Origin of the sequence: Tsukamurella sp. 1534 (assembly GCF_000312385.1) — a bacterium.
In the GTDB taxonomy this organism is placed as follows: domain Bacteria; phylum Actinomycetota; class Actinomycetes; order Mycobacteriales; family Mycobacteriaceae; genus Tsukamurella.
In genome coordinates this window covers 2,435,952-2,455,331 of the sequence record NZ_HE997626.1, presented here as the reverse complement: position 1 = coordinate 2,455,331, position 19,380 = coordinate 2,435,952, and the positions used below count along the sequence as shown (strand labels likewise).

Annotated in this window: 18 protein-coding genes; 8 read left to right on the top strand and 10 right to left on the bottom strand. The window is 71.2% G+C overall.

Translation table 11 applies throughout. The features are described 5' to 3' along the window. Positions 1-16: 16 nt before the first annotated feature. The 7 genes from BN39_RS11975 to BN39_RS11945 all read right to left on the bottom strand — a co-directional run bounded on the left by BN39_RS11975 (position 17) and on the right by BN39_RS11945 (position 7,887). Positions 17-943: a beta-ketoacyl synthase N-terminal-like domain-containing protein gene (locus BN39_RS11975; protein ID WP_159103245.1), complete on the bottom strand. Its 927-nt coding sequence runs from the start codon at positions 941-943 to the stop codon at positions 17-19. 71 nt (positions 944-1,014) lie between these two features. After that, on the bottom strand, positions 1,015-2,220 hold the full coding sequence (locus BN39_RS11970) for an AMP-binding protein (protein WP_159103244.1): 1,206 nt from the start codon (positions 2,218-2,220) through the stop codon (positions 1,015-1,017). A gap of 34 nt (positions 2,221-2,254) precedes the next feature. Continuing rightward, positions 2,255-2,731, bottom strand: a complete 477-nt coding sequence (locus BN39_RS11965; RefSeq protein WP_019202642.1) for a hypothetical protein — start codon at positions 2,729-2,731, stop codon at positions 2,255-2,257. Continuing rightward, positions 2,728-3,942: an aldehyde dehydrogenase family protein gene (locus BN39_RS11960; RefSeq protein WP_019202641.1), complete on the bottom strand. Its 1,215-nt coding sequence runs from the start codon at positions 3,940-3,942 to the stop codon at positions 2,728-2,730. Before BN39_RS11960 ends, BN39_RS11965 begins: the two co-directional genes overlap by 4 nt. Continuing rightward, positions 3,942-4,694 carry an SDR family NAD(P)-dependent oxidoreductase gene (locus tag BN39_RS11955; protein WP_081586010.1) on the bottom strand — a complete coding sequence of 251 codons (753 nt, stop codon included), beginning with the start codon at positions 4,692-4,694 and terminating at the stop codon, positions 3,942-3,944. Before BN39_RS11955 ends, BN39_RS11960 begins: the two co-directional genes overlap by 1 nt. Before the next feature lies 1 nt (position 4,695). Next, the gene (locus BN39_RS11950; RefSeq protein WP_019202639.1) at positions 4,696-7,260 is read right to left on the bottom strand and encodes a hypothetical protein; all 2,565 of its coding nucleotides are present in this window, start codon (positions 7,258-7,260) and stop codon (positions 4,696-4,698) included. Next, entirely contained in the window at positions 7,261-7,887 is a 627-nt protein-coding gene (locus tag BN39_RS11945) for a flavoprotein (RefSeq protein WP_081586009.1), read from the bottom strand. It lies immediately after the preceding gene. 611 nt (positions 7,888-8,498) lie between these two features. Between BN39_RS11945 and BN39_RS22270 the strand changes: the two genes are divergently transcribed. The 4 genes from BN39_RS22270 to BN39_RS11920 all read left to right on the top strand — a co-directional run bounded on the left by BN39_RS22270 (position 8,499) and on the right by BN39_RS11920 (position 13,938). Continuing rightward, complete coding sequence (locus BN39_RS22270; RefSeq protein ID WP_019202636.1) at positions 8,499-9,584, top strand: hypothetical protein; 1,086 nt, start codon at positions 8,499-8,501, stop codon at positions 9,582-9,584. 37 nt (positions 9,585-9,621) lie between these two features. Then, positions 9,622-10,323 carry an ABC transporter ATP-binding protein gene (locus BN39_RS11930; RefSeq protein WP_019202635.1) on the top strand — a complete coding sequence of 234 codons (702 nt, stop codon included), beginning with the start codon at positions 9,622-9,624 and terminating at the stop codon, positions 10,321-10,323. Then, positions 10,320-12,635 (top strand): hypothetical protein, encoded by a 2,316-nt coding sequence (locus BN39_RS11925; protein WP_019202634.1) that lies wholly within the window; start codon positions 10,320-10,322, stop codon positions 12,633-12,635. Before BN39_RS11930 ends, BN39_RS11925 begins: the two co-directional genes overlap by 4 nt. A gap of 64 nt (positions 12,636-12,699) precedes the next feature. After that, complete coding sequence (locus tag BN39_RS11920; protein WP_019202633.1) at positions 12,700-13,938, top strand: PQQ-binding-like beta-propeller repeat protein; 1,239 nt, start codon at positions 12,700-12,702, stop codon at positions 13,936-13,938. 21 nt (positions 13,939-13,959) lie between these two features. Here the strand turns inward: BN39_RS11920 and BN39_RS11915 are convergent, their stop codons facing one another. Beyond that, entirely contained in the window at positions 13,960-14,763 is an 804-nt protein-coding gene (locus tag BN39_RS11915) for a ParA family protein (protein WP_019202632.1), read from the bottom strand. A gap of 37 nt (positions 14,764-14,800) precedes the next feature. On the opposite strand from BN39_RS11915, the gene BN39_RS11910 reads away from it, so the two are divergent. After that, entirely contained in the window at positions 14,801-15,424 is a 624-nt protein-coding gene (locus tag BN39_RS11910; RefSeq protein ID WP_019202631.1) for a histidine phosphatase family protein, read from the top strand. A 45-nt stretch (positions 15,425-15,469) separates the two neighbouring features. On the opposite strand, the gene BN39_RS11905 is transcribed toward BN39_RS11910, so the two are convergent. Continuing rightward, the gene (locus BN39_RS11905; protein WP_019202630.1) at positions 15,470-15,916 is read right to left on the bottom strand and encodes a hypothetical protein; all 447 of its coding nucleotides are present in this window, start codon (positions 15,914-15,916) and stop codon (positions 15,470-15,472) included. Positions 15,917-15,956: 40 nt separating this feature from the next. Here BN39_RS11905 and BN39_RS11900 point away from each other — a divergent pair, with 40 nt between their 5' ends. Beyond that, positions 15,957-16,952 carry a diacylglycerol kinase family protein gene (locus tag BN39_RS11900; protein ID WP_040767696.1) on the top strand — a complete coding sequence of 332 codons (996 nt, stop codon included), beginning with the start codon at positions 15,957-15,959 and terminating at the stop codon, positions 16,950-16,952. A gap of 397 nt (positions 16,953-17,349) precedes the next feature. Further along, positions 17,350-17,604, top strand: coding sequence for a WhiB family transcriptional regulator (locus BN39_RS11895; RefSeq protein ID WP_013125780.1), 255 nt, complete (start codon positions 17,350-17,352; stop codon positions 17,602-17,604). Positions 17,605-17,666: 62 nt separating this feature from the next. Here the strand turns inward: BN39_RS11895 and BN39_RS11890 are convergent, their stop codons facing one another. After that, positions 17,667-19,172, bottom strand: a complete 1,506-nt coding sequence (locus BN39_RS11890) for a sensor histidine kinase (protein ID WP_019202628.1) — start codon at positions 19,170-19,172, stop codon at positions 17,667-17,669. Between the two features lie 85 nt (positions 19,173-19,257). Here BN39_RS11890 and BN39_RS24075 point away from each other — a divergent pair, with 85 nt between their 5' ends. Continuing rightward, entirely contained in the window at positions 19,258-19,332 is a 75-nt protein-coding gene (locus BN39_RS24075) for a 50S ribosomal protein bL37 (protein ID WP_370452957.1), read from the top strand. The last annotated feature ends 48 nt before the right edge of the window (positions 19,333-19,380 follow it).

Here is a 19,380-nt window from a genome sequence, read left to right as displayed (position 1 = left end):
CGATACGGGGATGGGGTCACTCGGGCGAACGATCCCAGTGGAAGAGCAGTGAGCAGGAGCTGCCACCGAACCCGAAGGCGTTCACCAGAGCGGTCGTCGCCGGGGAGTCGAGCACCTCTTCGTTCTCGGTGAGTACTGCGGCGTGCTCAGCGACGAGTGGATCGGTGCAATGGGCGGTTCCGGGGAGCGTGCCCGAAGCGAGCGCCTCGAGCGCGAACATCGCGGATGCGAGGCCGGCGGCGTGCACGGAATGCCCCAGCGCCCCCTTGCAGGACGTGACCGGGAGGATCGTTTGCGCGGCGGCGGCCACCTCCGACACGGCATCCAGCTCGACCCTGTCTCCGTGTACCGTCCCCGTGGCGTGGGCGGCAACGAAGTCCGGGAACCCGCCCGAGTGGTCGATGGCTGCGCGCATGCACTCGGCCTGGCTGTCGCGGTCGGACTGCGCACCGCTGCCGAGGGTACGAACGCCCGTACCCGCGATCTCCGGGCCACTGTCGCCCGCGCCGAGCAGCATGGCACCGGTGAATCCGCCCAACGCGGTGCCGTCCGCGGCGGCGTCGAACGGACGGCAGAAGGGAGCGGCGGACAGTGCCCCCGCACTGTCGAAGGCGGCGGACTCGATGAATCGCGGTCGCATCGCCCCGAGCACCAGAACACGCCGGGCGTCACCGGATTCGACGAGTGACGCCCCCACTGCGATGGCGAGCCCGCCGGACGCACAGGCGTGGCTCACGAGCGTCTCGGGCAGCCCGTCGAGCGCAGGACTCAGACGGGCGGCCGGATCTCCGTACTCGTCCAGGTTTCCCGGGCACATGCTCCCGGGCGCCTGTGCGGCGGTGAGCACCACTGCGGGCGGGGTTCCTCCTGCCTCGTGCAGCACCGCGTCGACGCAATCCCGCACCAGCTGTCCGCGATCCGCGTCGGTGGGAGCCTCGATCACGCGGTTCGATCCCCGGAAGGGCACCGCCGTTCCAGGGATCTCGTCGATCCGGGGGTACCGGCCGGCCCAGGCTAAGACACGCGCTCGCATGCTTCCTCCTCCCGCACCTGCAGAGCGCGGGTCACCAACGCCGCCAGGTGATTCCGATCCAGTTTTCCCGATGCGGTGCGCGCCGTATCCGACCTGCACACGTGCACGACATCGCGCACGCGGAACTCGACCGGCAGGCCGCGTTGACGCGAATCCGGTTCGACCGGTCGCTCGGCGCCGGCATCGCCGACCAGAGCGATCACCACACGCGGGGTCCCTGTTCCATTGGGGTCGAGTTGCAGCGCAACCACATCGGTTTCCTCGGACACGAGATCCCGCACGGTTTCCTCGATCACCGTGGCGTGCACCTTGCGACCGTGACCCGCGAACAATCCGGAAGCGCGCCCGACGATGGTCAGACGGCCGCCCGCGTCGAGCGCACCGATGTCTCCGGTGTCGAGCCATCCGTCCGCCCCCACGGCGGGATCGGGCGCGGCGCCCTGGCCCCTGGTGAATACCGCCCCCGCCACCCCGGGGCCGCGGACCAGGACACCACCGTCCTCGCGCACCCTCACGTCCGTGCCGGACAACGGAGTGCCCACGGTGCGTCGACCGTAGCCATCGCCACAGGAGATGCTCACGTTCGGCCCGGCCTCGGTGAGGCCGTAGCCGTTGTGGAGCGGCGCCCCCATCGCCTCGTACCGGTCGAGCAACGCGTGCGGCACGACCTCTCCGCCGACGCCGCGGACGGTCAGCCGTCGCAGGGCCGCCGAGAGCGCCGGTTCCCCGGTGGCGGTGGTGGCGAGGTAGCGCCACACCCCTGGAATCGTGTCCAGGGTGTCGATCCGTCCGTCGAGCAGCGCTCTGGTGATCGCGACGTGGTCGGTCGCGGCGAAGGCCCGCAGGCTGCCGCCGAGGCGGCGCGTGAGATTGACCACCGAGAAGCCGTAAGCGCTGATGGGGCTCAGTGCAAGGCCGTACCGCGTATCGGGACCGGTGCCCATCCGCAGGGCCGTGGCGGTCGCCTGGTAGTCGAGAACCTCATCGGACCAGGGAACGAACTTGGAGCGTCCGCCGGTACCCGACGTGGCGGCGAGGACGAGGGCGCCGGATGCGGGACCCGCCAGCCGGATCACCTGCGGAACTCCTCGTGACGCCGCCGCGCCGAAGGTCGCTGCCTGCTGCACCGCGGTCCCGAGCACCAGCGGCATCCCTTCGGTGCGGGCACGCTCGTACGCCTCGATCAATCCGCCCGGGTCCGCCGGTGCGAGTACCGCGCGATCATCCGGCATGGTCGGCACTCCTGACCAGAACATCGAAGGTCACACCTTCCGTCCCCCCGCCGAGGTCGACTCCTGCCCGGGCTTCCACGATCACGCTGTACCGCGCACGGGACGTCCGGGCGACGGCCGCTCCGATCCGGCCGGCGTCGTCGGGTGAGCAGGACAGCGCCATTGCGGCGCCGCTCCAGCCGAGCCTGGTGGCGCGGCCGAACGCTCTGCAGCCGTCGGCGTTCAGCACTTCGGTGGGCAGGGTCGGACGGGCCGCACGCTCCGCCGCGACGTACTCACCCGCCGCCCAATCCAGGAGGTCGGGTGAGGCCAGAACCAGGACCGCGCCGAGCTTCTCGTGAGAAGCGTCGAGTCGCCTCAGATAGTCGGCGATCACCCTCCCCACCGCACTCGGCCAGTTCAGGAGCGTCACACCGGTCACGCGGGTCGACACCCCCTGCCCGACGGCGATGACGGGCGCCGTCATCGCTGCGCCGCCAGTTCGTCGGCGAGCAGCAGGGGGCGCCCTGCCGGTGCCGCTCCGCCCACGGACACCCATGAGGCGCGGCGGCCCCAGCCGCCGAACGGGGCGTGCCCGGACTCGGCCTCGAACGGAGTGGTCGGGCCGATCACGCGGCCGGTACCGAGCCGCTCGCGGCCATCGAGGCCCGGTTCGCCGTACCCCCACACGTACATCCCGTCCGCGATCCGATCCGGAGCCGACAGCGCGGCCTCGACCTCCTCGAAGCGGTCGTAGGTGACCAGGTCGAAGACGGGGCCGAAGTACTCCGGGATATCCGCGGTGACGTCGGAGAGGGCTGCCTCCCGCACGATGACCGGATGGTGATCCGGCGTATCGACGCCGTCACCGCGCCACAGCTCGCGGCGTGCGAAACAGGCGACCTGTCCGGCAAGCCCCGTCACCGAATCCGCCGCGGCCAGAGGGCCGTTGATCAACCCTGGGACTCCGCGATCACCGGTCACGGGAACCTCGCGCAGCCGGGCGACCAGCCGATCGACGAATTCGGCGCGGACCGAGCGATGCACGAACACCAGGTCCGGACACAGGCAGTCCTCACCGTTGTTGTAGAGCCGCGCGGCGACCACCGCCTCCACCGCCTCGCCGAGCACGGCGCCCCGGCAATCGGGGCCGATCAGCGCCGGATTCGGCCCGGCACCGAAACCGAGGAAGACCGTGGGGTTGATAACGTCGACCAACCTCATTCCGTTCTCGGGCCGCCCGTTGAAGACGACCGCGGCGCCGGCGGACAGGTCCGCGAATTCGCGCTGTGAGTAGTCGACCAGCCGTGCGGTGGCGGGCACGGCGTCGCCGAGGATGTCCCGCAGGGCGAAGTACTGCGCCTTGCTGCGGGCGGACGGGCGCGCCATCACGTCGTCGAGGTACAGCGCGGGCAGGAACACGAAGAGCGCCGCGCTGTACAGGGCGTTGTTCGCCGGGAGGTAGGCGCGCAGGGGTGTCGCCGGGTCGGCCAGCACGTAGCGATCCGCCTCTGCGTCAGCGGTGCGCAACAGCGCCACGGCGTCCTTGATCTCTATGTGGATGCTGGCGTCGCTCGCGATTGGCCGCAGCGCCGCGACCACCTGGTCGGCGCGGGCCTCGATCGCATCGGCCAGGGTGTTGCCCGCGGTCGCGGCGGCCGCGCGGGCGTCCAGGAATTCCATCGACGACGCTGTCATCACGCTCCCTCTCGTTCGCGAATGGGGTTGTGGGGTGGTACCGGTGATACGAAGACGGTGTCCGGACCGCCATCGGCGACGGCGGCGGACAGATGTCGGGCGACGTCGGTGGTGGTGGGCAACTGCACGCCGGTCCGGCGAGCGGCCTCGCGACGCTCCTCCGCGGCCCGGGGTTCCCGCATATCCATCAGCAGCGCCGCGGGCGAGCCCTCGACCATGTCGCTCACCACCACCACGCTCTTCCGGCCGGCTACGGCGCAGTGCTCGCGCACCAATCGCTCACCGCGGTTCTTGGAACGCGCGACGCGGCGGTAGGAATCGAACTCTTCGATCCGGCCGTACCGATGGGATTGCAGGCTGGTCGGGAAGACGACGGTCGCCGCCGGCACGAACAACCCGTCCAAGGCGTCCAACACGGCCACCTGGGCGTCGGCGTTGAGCAGCTCGGCGTAGCACGGATCCTGCACCTCCATGCCACCTGCCGCATTGAGGACGGCTGCGACGAGCGGTGCCCGGGCAGCGCATGCCCTCGCCAACGCCCTGCGCCCGGCGGCGGTGGTGATGTCGGCCCGCACGGCATCCACGTCGACCGCCGGGGACCCGAGCGCCGCTCGCGCGCGAACGGTCTCCGCACGGCGCTCCTTCTCCCGGAAGCAGAAGACGACGTCGTGGCCGCGGGCGGCGAGCATCGCCACGGTCTCGGCGCCGATGCCGCGCGATCCTCCCGTTATTACGACTGTTCCGCGCCGCATGTCAGAACACCCCCGGCAACCACTGCGCCGCAGGGCGCGTTGTGGCAGCGGTCAGGGCCAGTGCGATCCCCGCGGCGCCGGTGGCGTACTCCGAACAGGCTCGAACCGCCAGTTCCCCTGGGCTGCGCAGGCGCCCGTCGGGGCCGTGTCCCAGGAACGACGCCACGGCGTCCGCCTGGCGCGCGATCGAACCGAGCAGGTCCACCTCGCCGGGAGCGCGGCCGGAACGCTGCAACTGCCCCAATGCGGCCAGGCCTCCGGACAAGCCGCGATACAGGCCCGGGGAAACGCCGACGTTAGCGCACGCACCCTGCAGGATTCGCCGGAGCACGTCGTCGGAGGCGTCGATCTCCGCCCGCAACTCGGCGGCAGCGAGGACGGTGCCGGCGTTTCCGCGGTCGAGGTAGCCGAGGATCCTGTGTGCACCGTCGTGGTGGAACAGCGCGCCCGAGGGATGCGGAACATACGCGTCGATCTCCTGGCGGAGCAGTTGTCCGGCGGTGTCCATCAGGTCGGGCTTGTCGAGGGCGACCGCTGCCCGGCCGAGTATCAGGGAGACGCCCGCTCGGCCGTCGAGCAGTCCGCCCCCGCCCGGCACACGGGGATCGAGGAGTTCGTCGCTCGCACGCCGGGCGAGCACGTCCGCGTACCGCTCGACCTCGTCACCCGGCGAGCGGCCCCGCCGACCGAGCGCAAGGGCCAGGGCGCCCGCGAGTCCCGACCGCAGGCGCAGAGGCGCGGTGCGCGGGTCGAGCACCCGGATCAGCCTGTCGTACAGGAAGTCCGCGTGGTCGAGCATGCCCGCGGCCTCGGCGACGACCACGTTCCCGGCCCAGCCGTCGAGTAGTCCCGCCCCGAGCGGCCCGAAGCCGTCGACGTGCGTGTCGAGCCACGCGGCGTAGACGGCCGGCAGTTCGTTCGGGGCGGTCCCGGTGGCGAGTAGCGCGTATGCGGCGCCTGGGGGACCGTGCCCGATGGAAACGTCCAGGAACGGTTCGGTGGAGACCGGGGAGCCGCGGAACGGACCGTCCGCCTCCACCCAGGTCTCCGCGAGCCCGGCGAGCAGTTCCGCTACGGCGCACTCCGGTTCGAGTGGAATGCCGTCACGGTCCCCCAATCGACTGCTGAGGTCAGCGGCCCACGGCTCGTCCCGGCCCAACACCCGGCGGGCGTGGTGCACCGACCGCGCAAGGGCACCGGGGAGGTACCCGGCCGGCGCCACGACCGGATTGTGCACGTACAACTCGGTGGCGGCCAGCCCGTAGTCGTCCAGATCGATGCCGTACCGATGCTGGTCGAAGAACCCCGCCGCGCCGACGAACCGGGCCGGTCCCTCGCGATTCGGGTGGTCCTCATCGAGGGTGCGCGCAGCTTCCAGGTCGACGAGCCAGGGGCGGCCGTCCGGTGCGACGATCACGTTGCCCGGATGCAGGTCGCCGATCACGTAGCCCGCGGCGTTGATCTCGGAGACCAATTCGCGAAGATCCCGAAGCACCCCGTCCACGGCGGTGACGTACTCGTCCGACCGGTCCGGGTCGATTCGACAGGCGCCGTCCACCAGCAGTCCCGGATGACGTGCGGCGGCCCACTCCTGCAGAGTCGATCCCGCAGCGAATTCGTAGACCAGGAAGTCGCTTCCGCCCTGCGTGAACGTTTCGATCACGCCGGGCACCCCGGGGATGCCGGCGAGGGCGGCCATCGCCTCCGCCTGCCGCCGAAGACGAGTGGAGGCGTCGGCCATCGCGGCGTCGTACCCGGTGTGGTGCCGGGCCTCCTTGAGTACGACCTCGGCACCCGAGGTCTTCTCCACAGCGCGATAGACCCCGCCGGTGTTCGAGTAGTGCAGCGCTCCGTGTACCCGGTACTCGCGTCCCGACGTGTGTTCGGCCGCAGAGCCCTCGCCACTGAACGGCTCGGATCGCTGCAGGATCCAGGGTATCGGGACACCAGGAACGGTACGGGGCACGACATCGCGGACGTCCGGTACGAGCCGTCCAGCGGTATCGCGGATCGCGAGAAGCGGCTCGCCGTCCGCATCTGCGGTATACCTGGCCAGGAAACCGCCGTACCGCAGGTGCACGATCGAATCTGCGACACGGTGACTGCTCAGCACGCGAGGTCCCGGGACACCGCGGTGCAGGGCGGCCAGATCGGCTGCGATCGTGCTCGGATCGTCGACATCCGGGTAGATCACGAGAGACTTACCGCTGCTGGGGCGTGGCGCGTACTTGCCGTTGAGGGCCCAGACGTACTCGAGCCGACTGAGCACCTTGAAAGCCAGCCCGTGCCGAACGCAGTACTCGGCGGTGCGCGCGAGCGCGGCCTCGGCGTGTGGGACCGCCGGCGCGAGGTGGATCTTCCACCCCTGGGGCGCGAGTTCGTGCCCCTTCGGCTCGAGCAGGGTCCAGGGCCCCTTCTGGGTACGGGTCCAGGTGCCGGGCACGGAGTCGAGAGCGACCGGGCCGCGCGGCACTTCGGGCGAGAAGATTTCGGGCCGGCGCAGGTGCCACTGCGCGAGGGGCCCGTAGAACACCGGGTGAGCCAGAGTCGAGAGGTAGTCGCGCATCTACTGACTCACCTTCATTCCGTATCCGGACTCCGGGTGCTCGGGCGCGACCGGGTCGCGCTCCGGCCGTACTCCGCCTGTCGCGATCCTGGATTCGATGAGCGGCAGCACCTCCCAGAAAGGAGGACTGACGACGCTGTCCGCCCCCGTGGACACGCCGGGCCGGACCACACCGTCGATGAGCAGGACGTTCGGTCGTTCTCCGAGAGACGACAACGCCTGCTGGACAGCGGGATTACGCTCGGCCCCCGGCGGCAGATTGGGTGAGACCGCGATCAGCGCGTCAGTGCAGTGCAAGGCGTTGAGCATGGGCGTCGCGGCGTCGAGCCGGGCGAGACGGCCCAGGGTGTTGAGGGTGGCGGGATAGATCAGCACGGCATCCGCGTCCGCGAGAACGGCCGTGTGCGGCGCGGTTCCGTCGTGGGCGAATCCGGGGTCATCCCAATCGTCGATGGCGACGGCGCGACCGGATAACGCGGACAGTGCCAGCGGCGAGACGAACCGCGTGGCCTGCGGGCTGAGCACGATACGAAGGGAGTCGGCGGGGCGGTTCGCCCGATGCCAACTGACGCCGAGTGGGAGGTGACAAGCATTGAGCGCGCCCGTGCCGAACAGCACCAGTCGCATGGTGTCGATTCCCTTCTCACGAAGTGGGCTACTGAAACTCGGTGACGGGCACTCGGTCGCGAGGACCGAGCGCCCGCCGCAGAGAGGGGCCGAATCAGCAGCCGCTGCTCGAGACGGAGGCGAGCAGCTCGGAGGTGGCCGAGTGCGACTCGATCGCCTGCAGCGAGTTGATGTCGGTGACGTCGATCATGGTGAATTCCTTTCGAGTTCTTCCTTCGTGACGACGGGCGGCACCCGCCGATCGCGAAACTAACGGCGGCCGCGGAGGCGGACAATCGCTGAGCCCCGGATCAGGAGTCCGCCGACCGGGCGACGCGATCACGGCTCCTGACCTGCTCGGATCGTTCTGATTTCAAAAGGTGTACACCACGGGTTCACCGATTCGGGGGATACGCATGATCCACCCTGAATGTGACCGGAGTCTCCGCGTTTGCGCAGCGCACGGCGCCGCTGTCCGAGCGATGGTCCGGCTGCGATCGGCGTGGACCATCCGCTCCTCACCGATCGGGACTTATCCACCGAAAGTAGGAGTCCAAACGGGGAGCCCATGGCGCTGCAGGGCACCCGCATGCAGACTCCGGGCGGACGAGTCCCACCGACGAAGGGCTGACATGACGGTGACCGTGGGTCCCCCCTGGCGTGTAGCGGATCCCGAGGAGCGGCTGGGCCGCGGCCTGGTGTTCCCCTCTGTCGGCGAGTATCCGATCTACGACGCCACCGCCTACGAGACGATGATGGCCGACCGGCCCAGGGTCGACGCCTTCACCGCGGGGCTCCGCGCCTCGGTCCGGGCCGACAGCACCGTCGTCGAGCTCGGCTGCGGGGCGCTCGCCCCATGGGCGAGGCTCGCGGACGACCTCGGTGCCGCGCGATCGATTGCCGTGGAACGACTTCCTGAAGTGCGTGAAGCGGCACGACGGCTGATCGCCGAGGAGGGGCGCGGCGACCGGGTCTCGATACTCTCCCCGGAGGAGTACATCCGCCACGACGGGCACGTGGACGTCCTGGTCGCCGAGGTCGTCGGCACTATCGGCGGAAGTGAAGGGGCCGCCGACACGATCGGCGCCGAAGTAGCCCGACTCGGGAATCCCGGCCTCGTCGTCCTCCCCGGCGGCTGGGAGACGGAGGTCCGCGGCTACAGCTGGGCCGGCGCAGCAGCCGGACACCTGCCCGCCTTCCCACCGACCGCCATCCCCTACCTCGATCAACTCCGCGACATCGACGGCGCCGATGTCGATCCGCGGCTGTGCGTCGTCGGGCCGCACATCCACGAGGGCGTGCTGACCGCGGGAGGCGTGATCGAAGTGGGCGATTACCGCGGCCTTCACTCCGAACATCGCACGGGCGCGGCGGATTTGCGAGCGATCACCTCCGGCTCGCTCGATTCACTGCTCCTGAGCGTGCGGGTCACGATCGGTGGTGCGGTGGTGGACAGCTTCACCCAGGAGACCAGCTGGTTCCCCGTGATCGTGCCCCTACCCGAGCCGATCGACGTGACGCCCGGCACCGTCCTCCAGGTTCGCGCCGAAGCCGGACGCGGTGCCGGCGGCAGCTGCCTCGACTACCGACTTTCGTGGGATGTGCATCCGCCGGACGGCGGACGCGCCTCCGGCGTCGTCGACGTACCGTGGCGGGCGAGCGGCCTCGGCACCAACCCGCTGACTCGAATGCTGCTCGTCGAATCCGTCCAGGAGTAGGGAGATCCCGATGGCAACGGCGATTCAGTGCCGCGGCATGACGGTTGCGTTCGAGAACGCCGGCGAGAAGTTCCTCGCCGTGGACGCCGTGGACGTCGACATCCCCGAGGCGACCCTCACGGTGATCATGGGACCGTCCGGGTCGGGCAAGACGACGCTGATGACGTCCCTGAGCGGGTTGCACACCCCGACGTCCGGCAGTGTGCGGACCGGCGACCGGGAACTCTACGCCCTCTCGCCGTCGGCGCTCGCCGACTTCCGCCTCCGCCGGTTCGGCTACATCTTCCAGGATTACGGACTACTCGCGGCGCTCACGGTGCGGGACAACATCACTCTGCCGATGCGCGCGGCCGGCCGTGCGATCGACCCGCAGCGCGTCGTCGCGGTCTGCGAGGACCTGGACATCGCACAGTACCTCGATCACACACCCGAGGAACTGTCCGGCGGTACCCAGCAGCGCGTCGCCTGCGCACGGGCACTGCTCGGGGAACCCGACATCCTGTTCGCGGACGAGCCGACCGGCGCCCTGGACTCCGGAAACGCACGCCGAGCGCGTTCCATCCTGCGGCGTTTCGTCGACGACCACGCCATCACCGTGCTCACCGTGACCCACGACCCCCAGTTCGTGGAGATCGCCGACCGGGTGCTGCTCATCCGCGACGGCCGGATCGAGCACAACCTCGACGCACCGACGGCGGCCGAGGTGATCGAGCTGTCCGAGCGGAGCGTCGCGCCGTGACATCGGGGAGGGGCGTCGCGGCGCCCACCGCGTGGCGGCTGCTGCGCCGCAGCCGCAGCCAGGTGATCCTCATCGCGGTGCTCGCGCTCGCGCTGCAGATCGCGATCACCCTGCCCCTCACCCTGTGGGACGAGCAGCGCACGACGACGCGCACGACGGTGTCGGCGACCGTGCCCGACGGCGACCTGATCGTGACTGCAGACGCACCGATCCCCGCGACGGCGGCGGCCGGCGCGACGACGGGTGGATGCACGGTGGGCGAGGTGCAGGGCGAGGTTCTGGTGGAGCCGGGAACCCCGGGCGCGACATCGATCCCGGGACGGCATCGGGCGGCACGCGGCGACTGCGCCGAACGTCCGCTGCCGCCGGACACCTCACGGCTCACCCGTGGCGACGGCCCGGGCTCGTTCGACGTCATGGGAACCGACCGGCAGCGGCACCGAGTGATCGCCCGGCCGGCGCTCAGCTCCACGACGACCTCGCTCGCGGTGGACGATCCCGCATTGTCGAGATCCCTTCTGGGATCCGATGATCAGTACGCCGTGATCGCGGTCGCCGGAAAGGATTCCGCCGCGCGGGCCGGGATGATCCAGGCCCCCGGTACGCGGATCACGCCCCGCGACGACTACGTCGGGGCGATCGCCACGACGCAGGTGGCCGCCACGGGCTTCGTCAAGACGATCGCCGAACTGTTCGCCGTCATCGCCGCGGCCTGCCTGCTGGCGGCGCTGGCGTTCGCCGCCACGCTGCTCGCGATCAATCACCGCCCGCAGATGCGGATCCTGTGGCGGATAGGGGTTCCCAGGCGTACCCGGGCCACGATCCTCGGCGTGGAGATACTCGCGCTGACCGCGCTCTCCGCCCTCGCGACCGTCGCGGTGTTCGTCGTGATCGCGGCCGCCGTTCCCTCCGGATGGACAGCACTGGGCACGTTCACGGTGCAGCGGCTGCGCGCCACCCCTCCGGCTCTATTGGGTTCCACCGCACTCGTGGCGGTCGTGTTGACCGGCGCCTTCGTTGCGGGCTCGGGTACCGATCGGCGCGGCGATCACGGCCCGCCGCGGCGGCGGTGGCTCCTGCAGGGCGTGGGGCTCGTCGCCGGCGTCGCGCTCCTGGTCGCGGGGGGACGACTCGTTCTCAGTCCGATCGACGGTGCCGTCACCTGGATCGTGGTGGGACACTGTCTCCTGGTCGTCGGGACGTACGCGCTGTGCTCGCCGCTCCTGACCCTGGTCAGCCGGCTGCGTAGCGTCGGAACGTTCCGCGGTGTGCTGTTGCCCTGGTTCGGTTTCGGCGGTATCGCCCGGGCCCGCGCACAGGCCGGAGTGGTCGTGGCGTTCCTCGTCTTCGTCTCCGGCCTGGTGGCCGTGGTCTCCGTGTTCGCCTCATCGACCTCGGCCTCGATCGCCCGACAGATCGACGCGAACGTGGGCGCGCAGTTCGTCGCGGAGCCCCAGGCGGGCTTCACCATCGACGACCGGGACGTGGCCGCACTGCGGGCGGTTCCCGGCCCCGGGGCGGTGGTCGCGGTGAGCCCCCTGCCCACCACCGCCGCAGGGACTCCGTTGAACGGCATCGCGATCGACGGTTCCCTCCGCGCCGGGGCTCTGCTCGTGGACCTGCGCGAGGGCACCGAAGAGATCGCACCGCAGACGGCGCTGCTCTCCGAGACCACGGCCGCCCGGACCGGTGTCCGCACCGACGGAACCGTCGAGATCGGTGACCGGGAGTACCGCGTGGGCGGCGTGTACCGCGACGCGCCGACACTGGGGGACTTCGTGATCGCGGCGCGCCCCGACGCCGCCTACGCGTACGTACTCGTGACCGCTCCCGGACAGGCGGCGGTCAAGGACGCGCTCACCCGGGCGGCCCCCACTGCGGTGGTGCGGTCGATCGGCGACTACCAGGTCCAGCAGGCGCGCGAGTCCCGACAGATCCTGGACGCGTTGCAGCAACTCTCCGTGCTGTCCGGCATCGGGCTGCTCCTCGCGCTCACCGTCGTCCTCGGTGTACTCAACGCCGGGCGGCGGGACGAGTGGCGGGCACTGACTCGCATCGGCCTGCGCCGCAGCCGCATCACGGCGATGGTCGCGATCGAAGCGGCGGCCATCGCGTCGATCAGCGTGCTCGCCGGGCTCGCGGCGGGGCTGCTGACGGGATTGGGCGTCGCGCGGTACCTGGCGAGTTCGGGGCTCAGCGACATCGTGGCCGATCCCGTGCTGCTGGGGTCGGCGTTCGTCGGGCTCACCGCGGTGGGGGTCGCCGTGTACGTTCTCACCTCGCTCGGCGTCCTGCGCAGGATCTCGTTCTGAGCGACCGCGGCGCACGGCACCGGGGAAGTTCCAGCGGCAGGACATCGCCGCTACGCTCGGTGCCGTGGTGAAACCCGAACGGAGGACCCGGACCGACCTCGCGGTGTCGGCGGGGATCGTCGTGCTGGTGCTCGTCGCGGGGCTCCTCGCGTGGAACGTCAGCACCGTCCGCAAGGCCGCGAACGAGACGGTCGACGCACCGTCGACCCTGCCCACGCCCCTGGCCGAGCTCCCCGCCGCAATGCGCTCGGCCTGGACCGCGGAGGCCGACAGGCCGATCGTGACGATCGGCGGCACCCTGGTGACCGCGCGCGGCGGCGAGGTCACGGGTCACGACCCGGCGACGGGTGAACGCACCTGGCGCTACCAGCGCGACACCGACACCTGTGGGCTCACCACCAACGCGGGCCTCGTGCTCGCCTACTACCGCGACGCGCGCGGCTGCGGCGAGGTCACCGCCCTCGACCCCGGCACCGGGCAGCGTCGCGCCACCCGCTCCAGCCAGGAGGACCGGGACGTCACCCTCACCGGTGACGGGAACTACGTCGTCACCCAGGGCCCGCGGCGCGTGGACGTGTTCCGCTCCGATCTCGTGCTCACCGTCCAGTACGGCGAGCCGGACGTACCCGTGAACCCCGACGTGCAGCCGCGGTCCGGCTGCACGATCGGCTCCGCCCTGACCGCCGGAGCCTCCCTCGTGGTCCTCGAGACCTGCCCCACCGAGCCCAACCCGCGGCTCACCGTCATCGGATCGGCCCCCAAGGAGGCCACCGAACCGCAGGAGACCTCCTCGGTGGTCGCGCCCGCACTGGGCGCCGCGCAGCCCCCGGGCGGCGACCGGCCGCGCCTCATCGCCGCCGGCTCAGCCGGGGCCGTCGTCTACGTCCCCGCGCGCGACGGTGCGCCGGCGCGGGTCGTGACCATCGGGTTCCGGGGCGAGGAGCGACGGTCCGTCGACGTCACCACCGCACCGGGCGGCGCCCCGCGCGACGCGCCCGTGGTCACCGAGGCCGGCGTCGCGTCCTTCTTCACCGGCACGTCCACCGTGGTGGTGGACACGTCCACCCTGGCCGCGGAGATGGTGATACCGGGCACCCTGGGACCGGGTGCCGTGGTGGGCGCCCAGATCGTGGTGCCCGGCCCCACGTCGCTCACCTCGTACGACCTCACCACCCGCACCCTCGGCCGCTCCGTGCCGGTCGACCGGCCCGGGTACACGGGCGGCCCCGTGCTGTCCGTGGTCGTCGGGGACTCGATCGTGACCCAGTGGGGTTCGACGGTGCGGGCCTACCGCCCGGCCTGATCCCGCCGGGCGGGTCCGCCGCTACCCGGCCTCCCAGACCACGAGCGGCGCACCGTCGTCGATGTGGTCCTTGAGGCTGCGCGCCAGGTCCCGATAGGCGGTGGCGCCCTTGTTCTTCCGGCCCGCGAGCACGGTGCGGCCGGCGGCGTTGGCCTCGGCGAAGCGCACGGTGCGCGGGATCGGCGGGGTGAGCACCGCGAGGCCGTAACGGTCGGCGACGTCGGAGAGGATGTCGCGGCTGTGCGTGGTGCGCGCGTCGTACAGCGTGGCGATCGCGCCGAGCATGGTGAGCTCGGGATTGGTGATGGCCTGCACGTCGGTGACCGTCTTGAGCAGTTGCCCCACGCCGCGGTGCGCCAGCGTCTCGCACTGCAGCGGGATCGCGACGGCGTCGGCCGCGGTGAGGCCGTTGAGGGTCAGCACGCCCAGGCTGGGCGGGCAGTCGATGAGGACCACGTCGAACCGGTCCTTGACGTCGGCCAGGGCCCGCTTGAGCGCGTACTCGCGGCCCGCCCGCATCAGCAGCAGCGCCTCCGCGCCGGCCAGGTCCAGCGTCGCGGGCAGCACCGTGACGCCGTCCTCCGCCTCGACGAGCACCTCGTCGATCTTCTTCTCCCCCAGCAGCACGTCGTGCACGCTGTGCTCGATGCGGTCCGGGTTGTGCCCGAGCGAGAACGTGAGGCAGCCCTGCGGATCGAGGTCGACCACCAGGACCCGGGAGCCGAGCTCCGCGAGCGCGGCCCCGAGGCTGGCGACGGTGGTGGTCTTCGCGACGCCGCCCTTCTGGTTGGCGACGGCCAGGACGTACGGAGAGTCACCGGTCATGCTGCGACAGTACCCATAGGTGCGCGACGATGGTGCGATGAGCACACCGGCCTCGAGGCACCGTCTGGTCTACATCCGTCACGGCGAAACCGAGTGGTCCCGCGCCGGCCGGCACACCGGCAACACCGACGTCCCGCTCACCGAGACCGGCGAGGAGCAGGCCCGGGCGCTGCGGCCGGTGCTCGACGGGCTGGAGCTGGTCTCCCCCACCGTGTGGGTGAGCCCACGTAACCGGGCCGCGCGCACCGCCGAGCTCGCCGGGCTCACCGTGACGGCCGTCGAGCCCGACCTCGCGGAGTGGGACTACGGCGACTACGAGGGCCTGACCAGCGCGGAGATCCGCGAGAAGAATCCCGGGTGGACGGTGTGGCCCGCCGGGGCGCCCGGCGGCGAATCGATGGAGCAGGTGCGTACCCGAGTGGACCGGCTGCTGGGGCGGGTGGTCGACGCGATGGTCGGCGGCGACGTGGTGCTGGTCGCGCACGGGCATCTCGGACGGGTGCTCACGGCGCGCATCCTGGGCTGCGAGCCCGCGTTCGGGCAGCACCTGATGATCCTGCCCGCGTCGGCCGCGGTGTTCGCCCACGACCGCGACGGCGTCCCGCAGCTCACCCGCTTCGGCCTCACCGGCTACGCGTCGGCGCACTACACCGGGCGCTGAACCGGGCAGTCGGCCCGGGCGGGCGGGCGGCCCGGGCGGGCCGGGTCAATCCCGGCGGTACTCCCCGTCGAGCCAGGCGACGGTCTGCGGGCTGAACATCAGCGCCAGTACGACCACCGCCAGCAGGATGATCGGGACGCCGATCTCCGGGCGGCCCTGCGCGAAGGCGCCGCTGATCCCGGTGAACCCGAGCAGGACGTTGGTGAGCACGCCCACCGTGCGGCCCCAGCGACGCCCCTTGAGCAGCGCGATCCCGCCCGCCAGGACGGCCGCGCCGAGCGGGATGAACCAGAACGCCATGCCGTAGGCGCCGCGGGCGCTCTCCGCCGCCCCCGTGAGGCCGCGGACCAGCTCCACCACGCCCCACACCACGGCGACGACGCCCTCGATCGCCACGATCGCGCCGGCGGCACGCACGCTGCTGGGTGCCGCGGGCCGGGCCGCAGCGGTGCCGTTCGCGCCGTTCGCGCGGGGCTCGTTCGTCGAAGTCACGGTTCCAGACTATCGGGGCCCGCTGGGTACGCTGATCGGTGTGCGCGCCCTGCTGATCGTCAACCCCAACGCCACCTCCATCACCCCCGCGGGTCGCGACCTGGTGGCGATGGCGCTGGCCTCCACCCTCGACATCACCCTGGTGCAGACGGAGCAGCGCGGACACGCCGCCGAGCTCGCGGCGCAGGCCAGGGCCGACGGCACCGAACTCGTGATCGTGCACGGCGGCGACGGCACCGTCAACGAGGTGGTGTGCGGGATCCTCGGCCGCGAGGGCCTGCCCGGCGGGCCGGCGCCCGTGCCCGCCGCCGAGCTGCCCGCGATCGCGGTGATCCCCGGCGGCAGCGCCAACGTGTTCGCGCGCTCCCTCGCGGTGCCGCGGGACCCGCAGGCCGCCACCGTCCACCTCACCGACCTGTTGTCGCAGAGGAGCTTCCGCACCATCGGCCTCGGCTGCGCGGACGAGCGCTGGTTCCTGTTCAACGCCGGCATGGGCGTGGACGCCGAGGTGATCGCGAACATGGAGGCGCTGCGCGACAAGGGCAAGGCGGCCACGTCGTCGCGGTACGTCCGCACGTCGATCCGCACCTTCTTCTCCGCCGCGCGCCGCGAGCCGCTGCTGACCGTGCACCTCCCCGGCGAGGAGCCCGGCACCTGGGAGGACACCGACGGGGTGCACTTCGCGTTCGTCTCGAACGCCAGCCCGTGGACGTTCCTCAACAATCGCGCCGTGTTCACCAACCCGGGGACCGATTACGGCACCGGGCTGGGTGTGTTCGCGTCGCGGTCGATGAAGACGTTCCCGAACCTCATGCTGGTGCGGCAGATGCTCTCCGCCCGGCGCACCAAGGGCCCGAAGGTGCGGCACCTGATCCGGCACGACGACCTGCCCGAATTGCGCGTCACCAGCGAGGTTCCCGTCCCGGCACAGGTCGACGGTGACCATCTCGGCGACCGCACGGACGTCCGGTTCTGGTACTCGCCGGAGCGGATCCGGGTGGTGGCGGACCTGCCTCCGCTGCCGCGGGTGCGCTGAGTCGCAGCGCCGTCCCGCGGCACCCTCGGGGGGTGCGGCCGACGGGCCGCCCGGACACATCCACACCGAGCCGATCCGGGCCGCATCGGACGGAGTCCGTCACAGGGTCGAAGAAAACCGTTGCAAACCCGCAGCGTGTGAGGTTATTCTTGCCGCTATGCCGCTGAACCGGCAGGAGTGTAGTACACCGCTCGAAGCACGGTCCTCACCGCCCCGCTTGTGAGATCGCCCACCTCCGAGCCGGAATCTATTGACTCCTGCTGGGAACGTGGAAATATTCATGACGTAACAGCGCGGAAACAGATCGGTTCCCACCGCGTGAACAGCCTGGAAATTCGGTGCTGGATAGCACCTGCGATGAACGGCGCCCCGATGCGCCTGAATGGAGTGTACTGACATGGATTGGCGCCACAAGGCCATCTGTCGCGACGAGGACCCCGAGCTGTTCTTCCCGGTGGGTAACAGCGGTCCGGCCATCGCGCAGATCGCGGACGCCAAGCTGGTCTGCAACCGCTGCCCCGTGACCGCCGAGTGCCTGTCCTGGGCCCTCGAGTCGGGCCAGGACGCCGGTGTGTGGGGCGGCATGAGCGAGGACGAGCGCCGTGCGCTCAAGCGCCGCAACGCGCGCACCCGCACGCGCACCGCTGTCTGAGTCGCAGCGCGAGCTTTTCCGGAGGGACCCGGTGCCGATCGGCACCGGGTCCCTCCGTTCGTTCAGGCCGGCTGCAGCGGCACCCGCAGGGTCGCGTCGGTGCCCCCGCCGGGCCCGGCGCCGAGAGTCAGCTCGCCGCCCAGCTCCGAGGTCGCGAGCGTCTGCACGATCTGCAGGCCCAGCCGGTCGGACCCCTCGAAGGCGAACCCCGCGGGGAGGCCGGCACCGTCGTCGCGCACCGTGACCTCGAGCTGCCGCGTCGACCGGTGCGCGAGCAGCGAGACGGTGCCCGACTCCCCCGGCCCGTAGGCGTGCTCGATCGCGTTCTGGATCAGCTCGGTGACCACCATGACCAGCGGCATCGCGCGATCGGCGTCGAGCAGGCCGAAATCGCCGTGCCGGGTCACGGCGACCTCGGCCGCGCGACCGCCGGACGCGGGCGCCACGTCGGCCATGATCGGGATGAGCCGGTCGACCACGTCGTCGATGTTCACCTGCTCGTCGACGCTCATCGACAGCGTCTCGTGCACCAGCGCGATCGACGCCACCCGCCGCACCGACTCCAGGAGCGCCCGCTTCGCCTCGTCGCTGCGCGTGCGCCGCGCCTGCAGCCGCAGCAGCGCCGACACCGACTGCAGGTTGTTCTTCACCCGGTGGTGGATCTCGCGGATCGTCGCGTCCTTGGAGATGAGCGCGCGGTCGCGGCGCTTGAGCTCGGTGACGTCGCGCAGCAGCACCGTCGCACCCGCCACGCGCCCGCCCGGGCGCAGGCCCAGCACCCGCAGCACGACGGTGACGCCGCCCTTGGTCAGTTCGATCCGGGAGCCCTCGCCGTGGTGCAGCGCACCGTCGAGGGCGGCGGTCAGGTCGTCGGACTCGAACGAGTCCCCCACCAGATCCGCCGTGAGCTCCGCGAGATCGCTGCCCTCGAGGTCCGCGGGGGCGCCCATGCGGCGGTACGCGGACTGGGCGTTGGGGCTCGCGAACACCACCCGCCCCTCGGGGTCGAGCCGGATGAAGCCGTCGCCGGCGCGCGGCGAGGCCTCGCCCGTGGGGTGGTCCTCGGGTTCGGGGAAGGCGCCCTCGGCGACCATCGTGCACAGGTCGTCGGCGCATTCGGTGTAGGCCACCTCGAGCGGGCTCGCGGTGCGCGGATGGGTCACGTTGAAATCGCGGGTGAGCACGGCGATCACCTCGCCGTCCCACGGGACGGGCACGGCCTCGCGGCGCACCCGGGCCGGGCCGGTCCAGGCGGGCGTCGCGCCCCGGACCACGACGGCCCCCTCGAAGGCCGCGTGCAGCGTGGAAGCCTCCCACGGCTCGACGGTGACCCCCACACCGTCGGTGTTGTAGACGGTGGGCGTGGTGTTCGGCCGGCACTGCGCGATGCACACGTACCCGGGCTCGGGGGCCTCGCTGCGCTCCTCGTCCTCGCGCACCCAGAGCCGGAGATCCGCGAAGGACAGGTCGGCGAGCAGCTGCCATTCCGCGGCGATCCGCTGCAGGTGGCGGGCCGCCCGGCCCGGCAGGTCGGTGTGGATCGCCAGGAGGTCGGCGAGGGATGCCATGGGACCGCCTTTTTGTCGTCGTGACGTGCCGCGTGGAACAATAGTCTTCTGCCGCGAAGACGCCGAGGCCAGGAAGGAGACCGCCATGGGAAAGCGTGGACGTAAGAAGCGCGCTCGCAAGAAGAACGCCGCGAACCACGGCAAGCGCCCGAACTCCTGACCCGTCAGGTTTTCATTGACTTGTCCATGAGGGCCCGTCGACACGATG

Coding starts and splice junctions, on each gene's coding strand:
- BN39_RS11965 (WP_019202642.1), bottom strand. CDS start 2,731: ATGACGGCGCCCGTCATCGCCGTCGGGCAGGGGGTGTCGACCCGCGTG.
- BN39_RS11960 (WP_019202641.1), bottom strand. CDS start 3,942: ATGACAGCGTCGTCGATGGAATTCCTGGACGCCCGCGCGGCCGCCGCG.
- BN39_RS11955 (WP_081586010.1), bottom strand. CDS start 4,694: ATGCGGCGCGGAACAGTCGTAATAACGGGAGGATCGCGCGGCATCGGC.
- BN39_RS11950 (WP_019202639.1), bottom strand. CDS start 7,260: ATGCGCGACTACCTCTCGACTCTGGCTCACCCGGTGTTCTACGGGCCC.
- BN39_RS11945 (WP_081586009.1), bottom strand. CDS start 7,887: ATGCGACTGGTGCTGTTCGGCACGGGCGCGCTCAATGCTTGTCACCTC.
- BN39_RS22270 (WP_019202636.1), top strand. CDS start 8,499: ATGACGGTGACCGTGGGTCCCCCCTGGCGTGTAGCGGATCCCGAGGAG.
- BN39_RS11930 (WP_019202635.1), top strand. CDS start 9,622: ATGACGGTTGCGTTCGAGAACGCCGGCGAGAAGTTCCTCGCCGTGGAC.
- BN39_RS11915 (WP_019202632.1), bottom strand. CDS start 14,763: ATGACCGGTGACTCTCCGTACGTCCTGGCCGTCGCCAACCAGAAGGGC.
- BN39_RS11910 (WP_019202631.1), top strand. CDS start 14,801: ATGAGCACACCGGCCTCGAGGCACCGTCTGGTCTACATCCGTCACGGC.
- BN39_RS11895 (WP_013125780.1), top strand. CDS start 17,350: ATGGATTGGCGCCACAAGGCCATCTGTCGCGACGAGGACCCCGAGCTG.
- BN39_RS11890 (WP_019202628.1), bottom strand. CDS start 19,172: ATGGCATCCCTCGCCGACCTCCTGGCGATCCACACCGACCTGCCGGGC.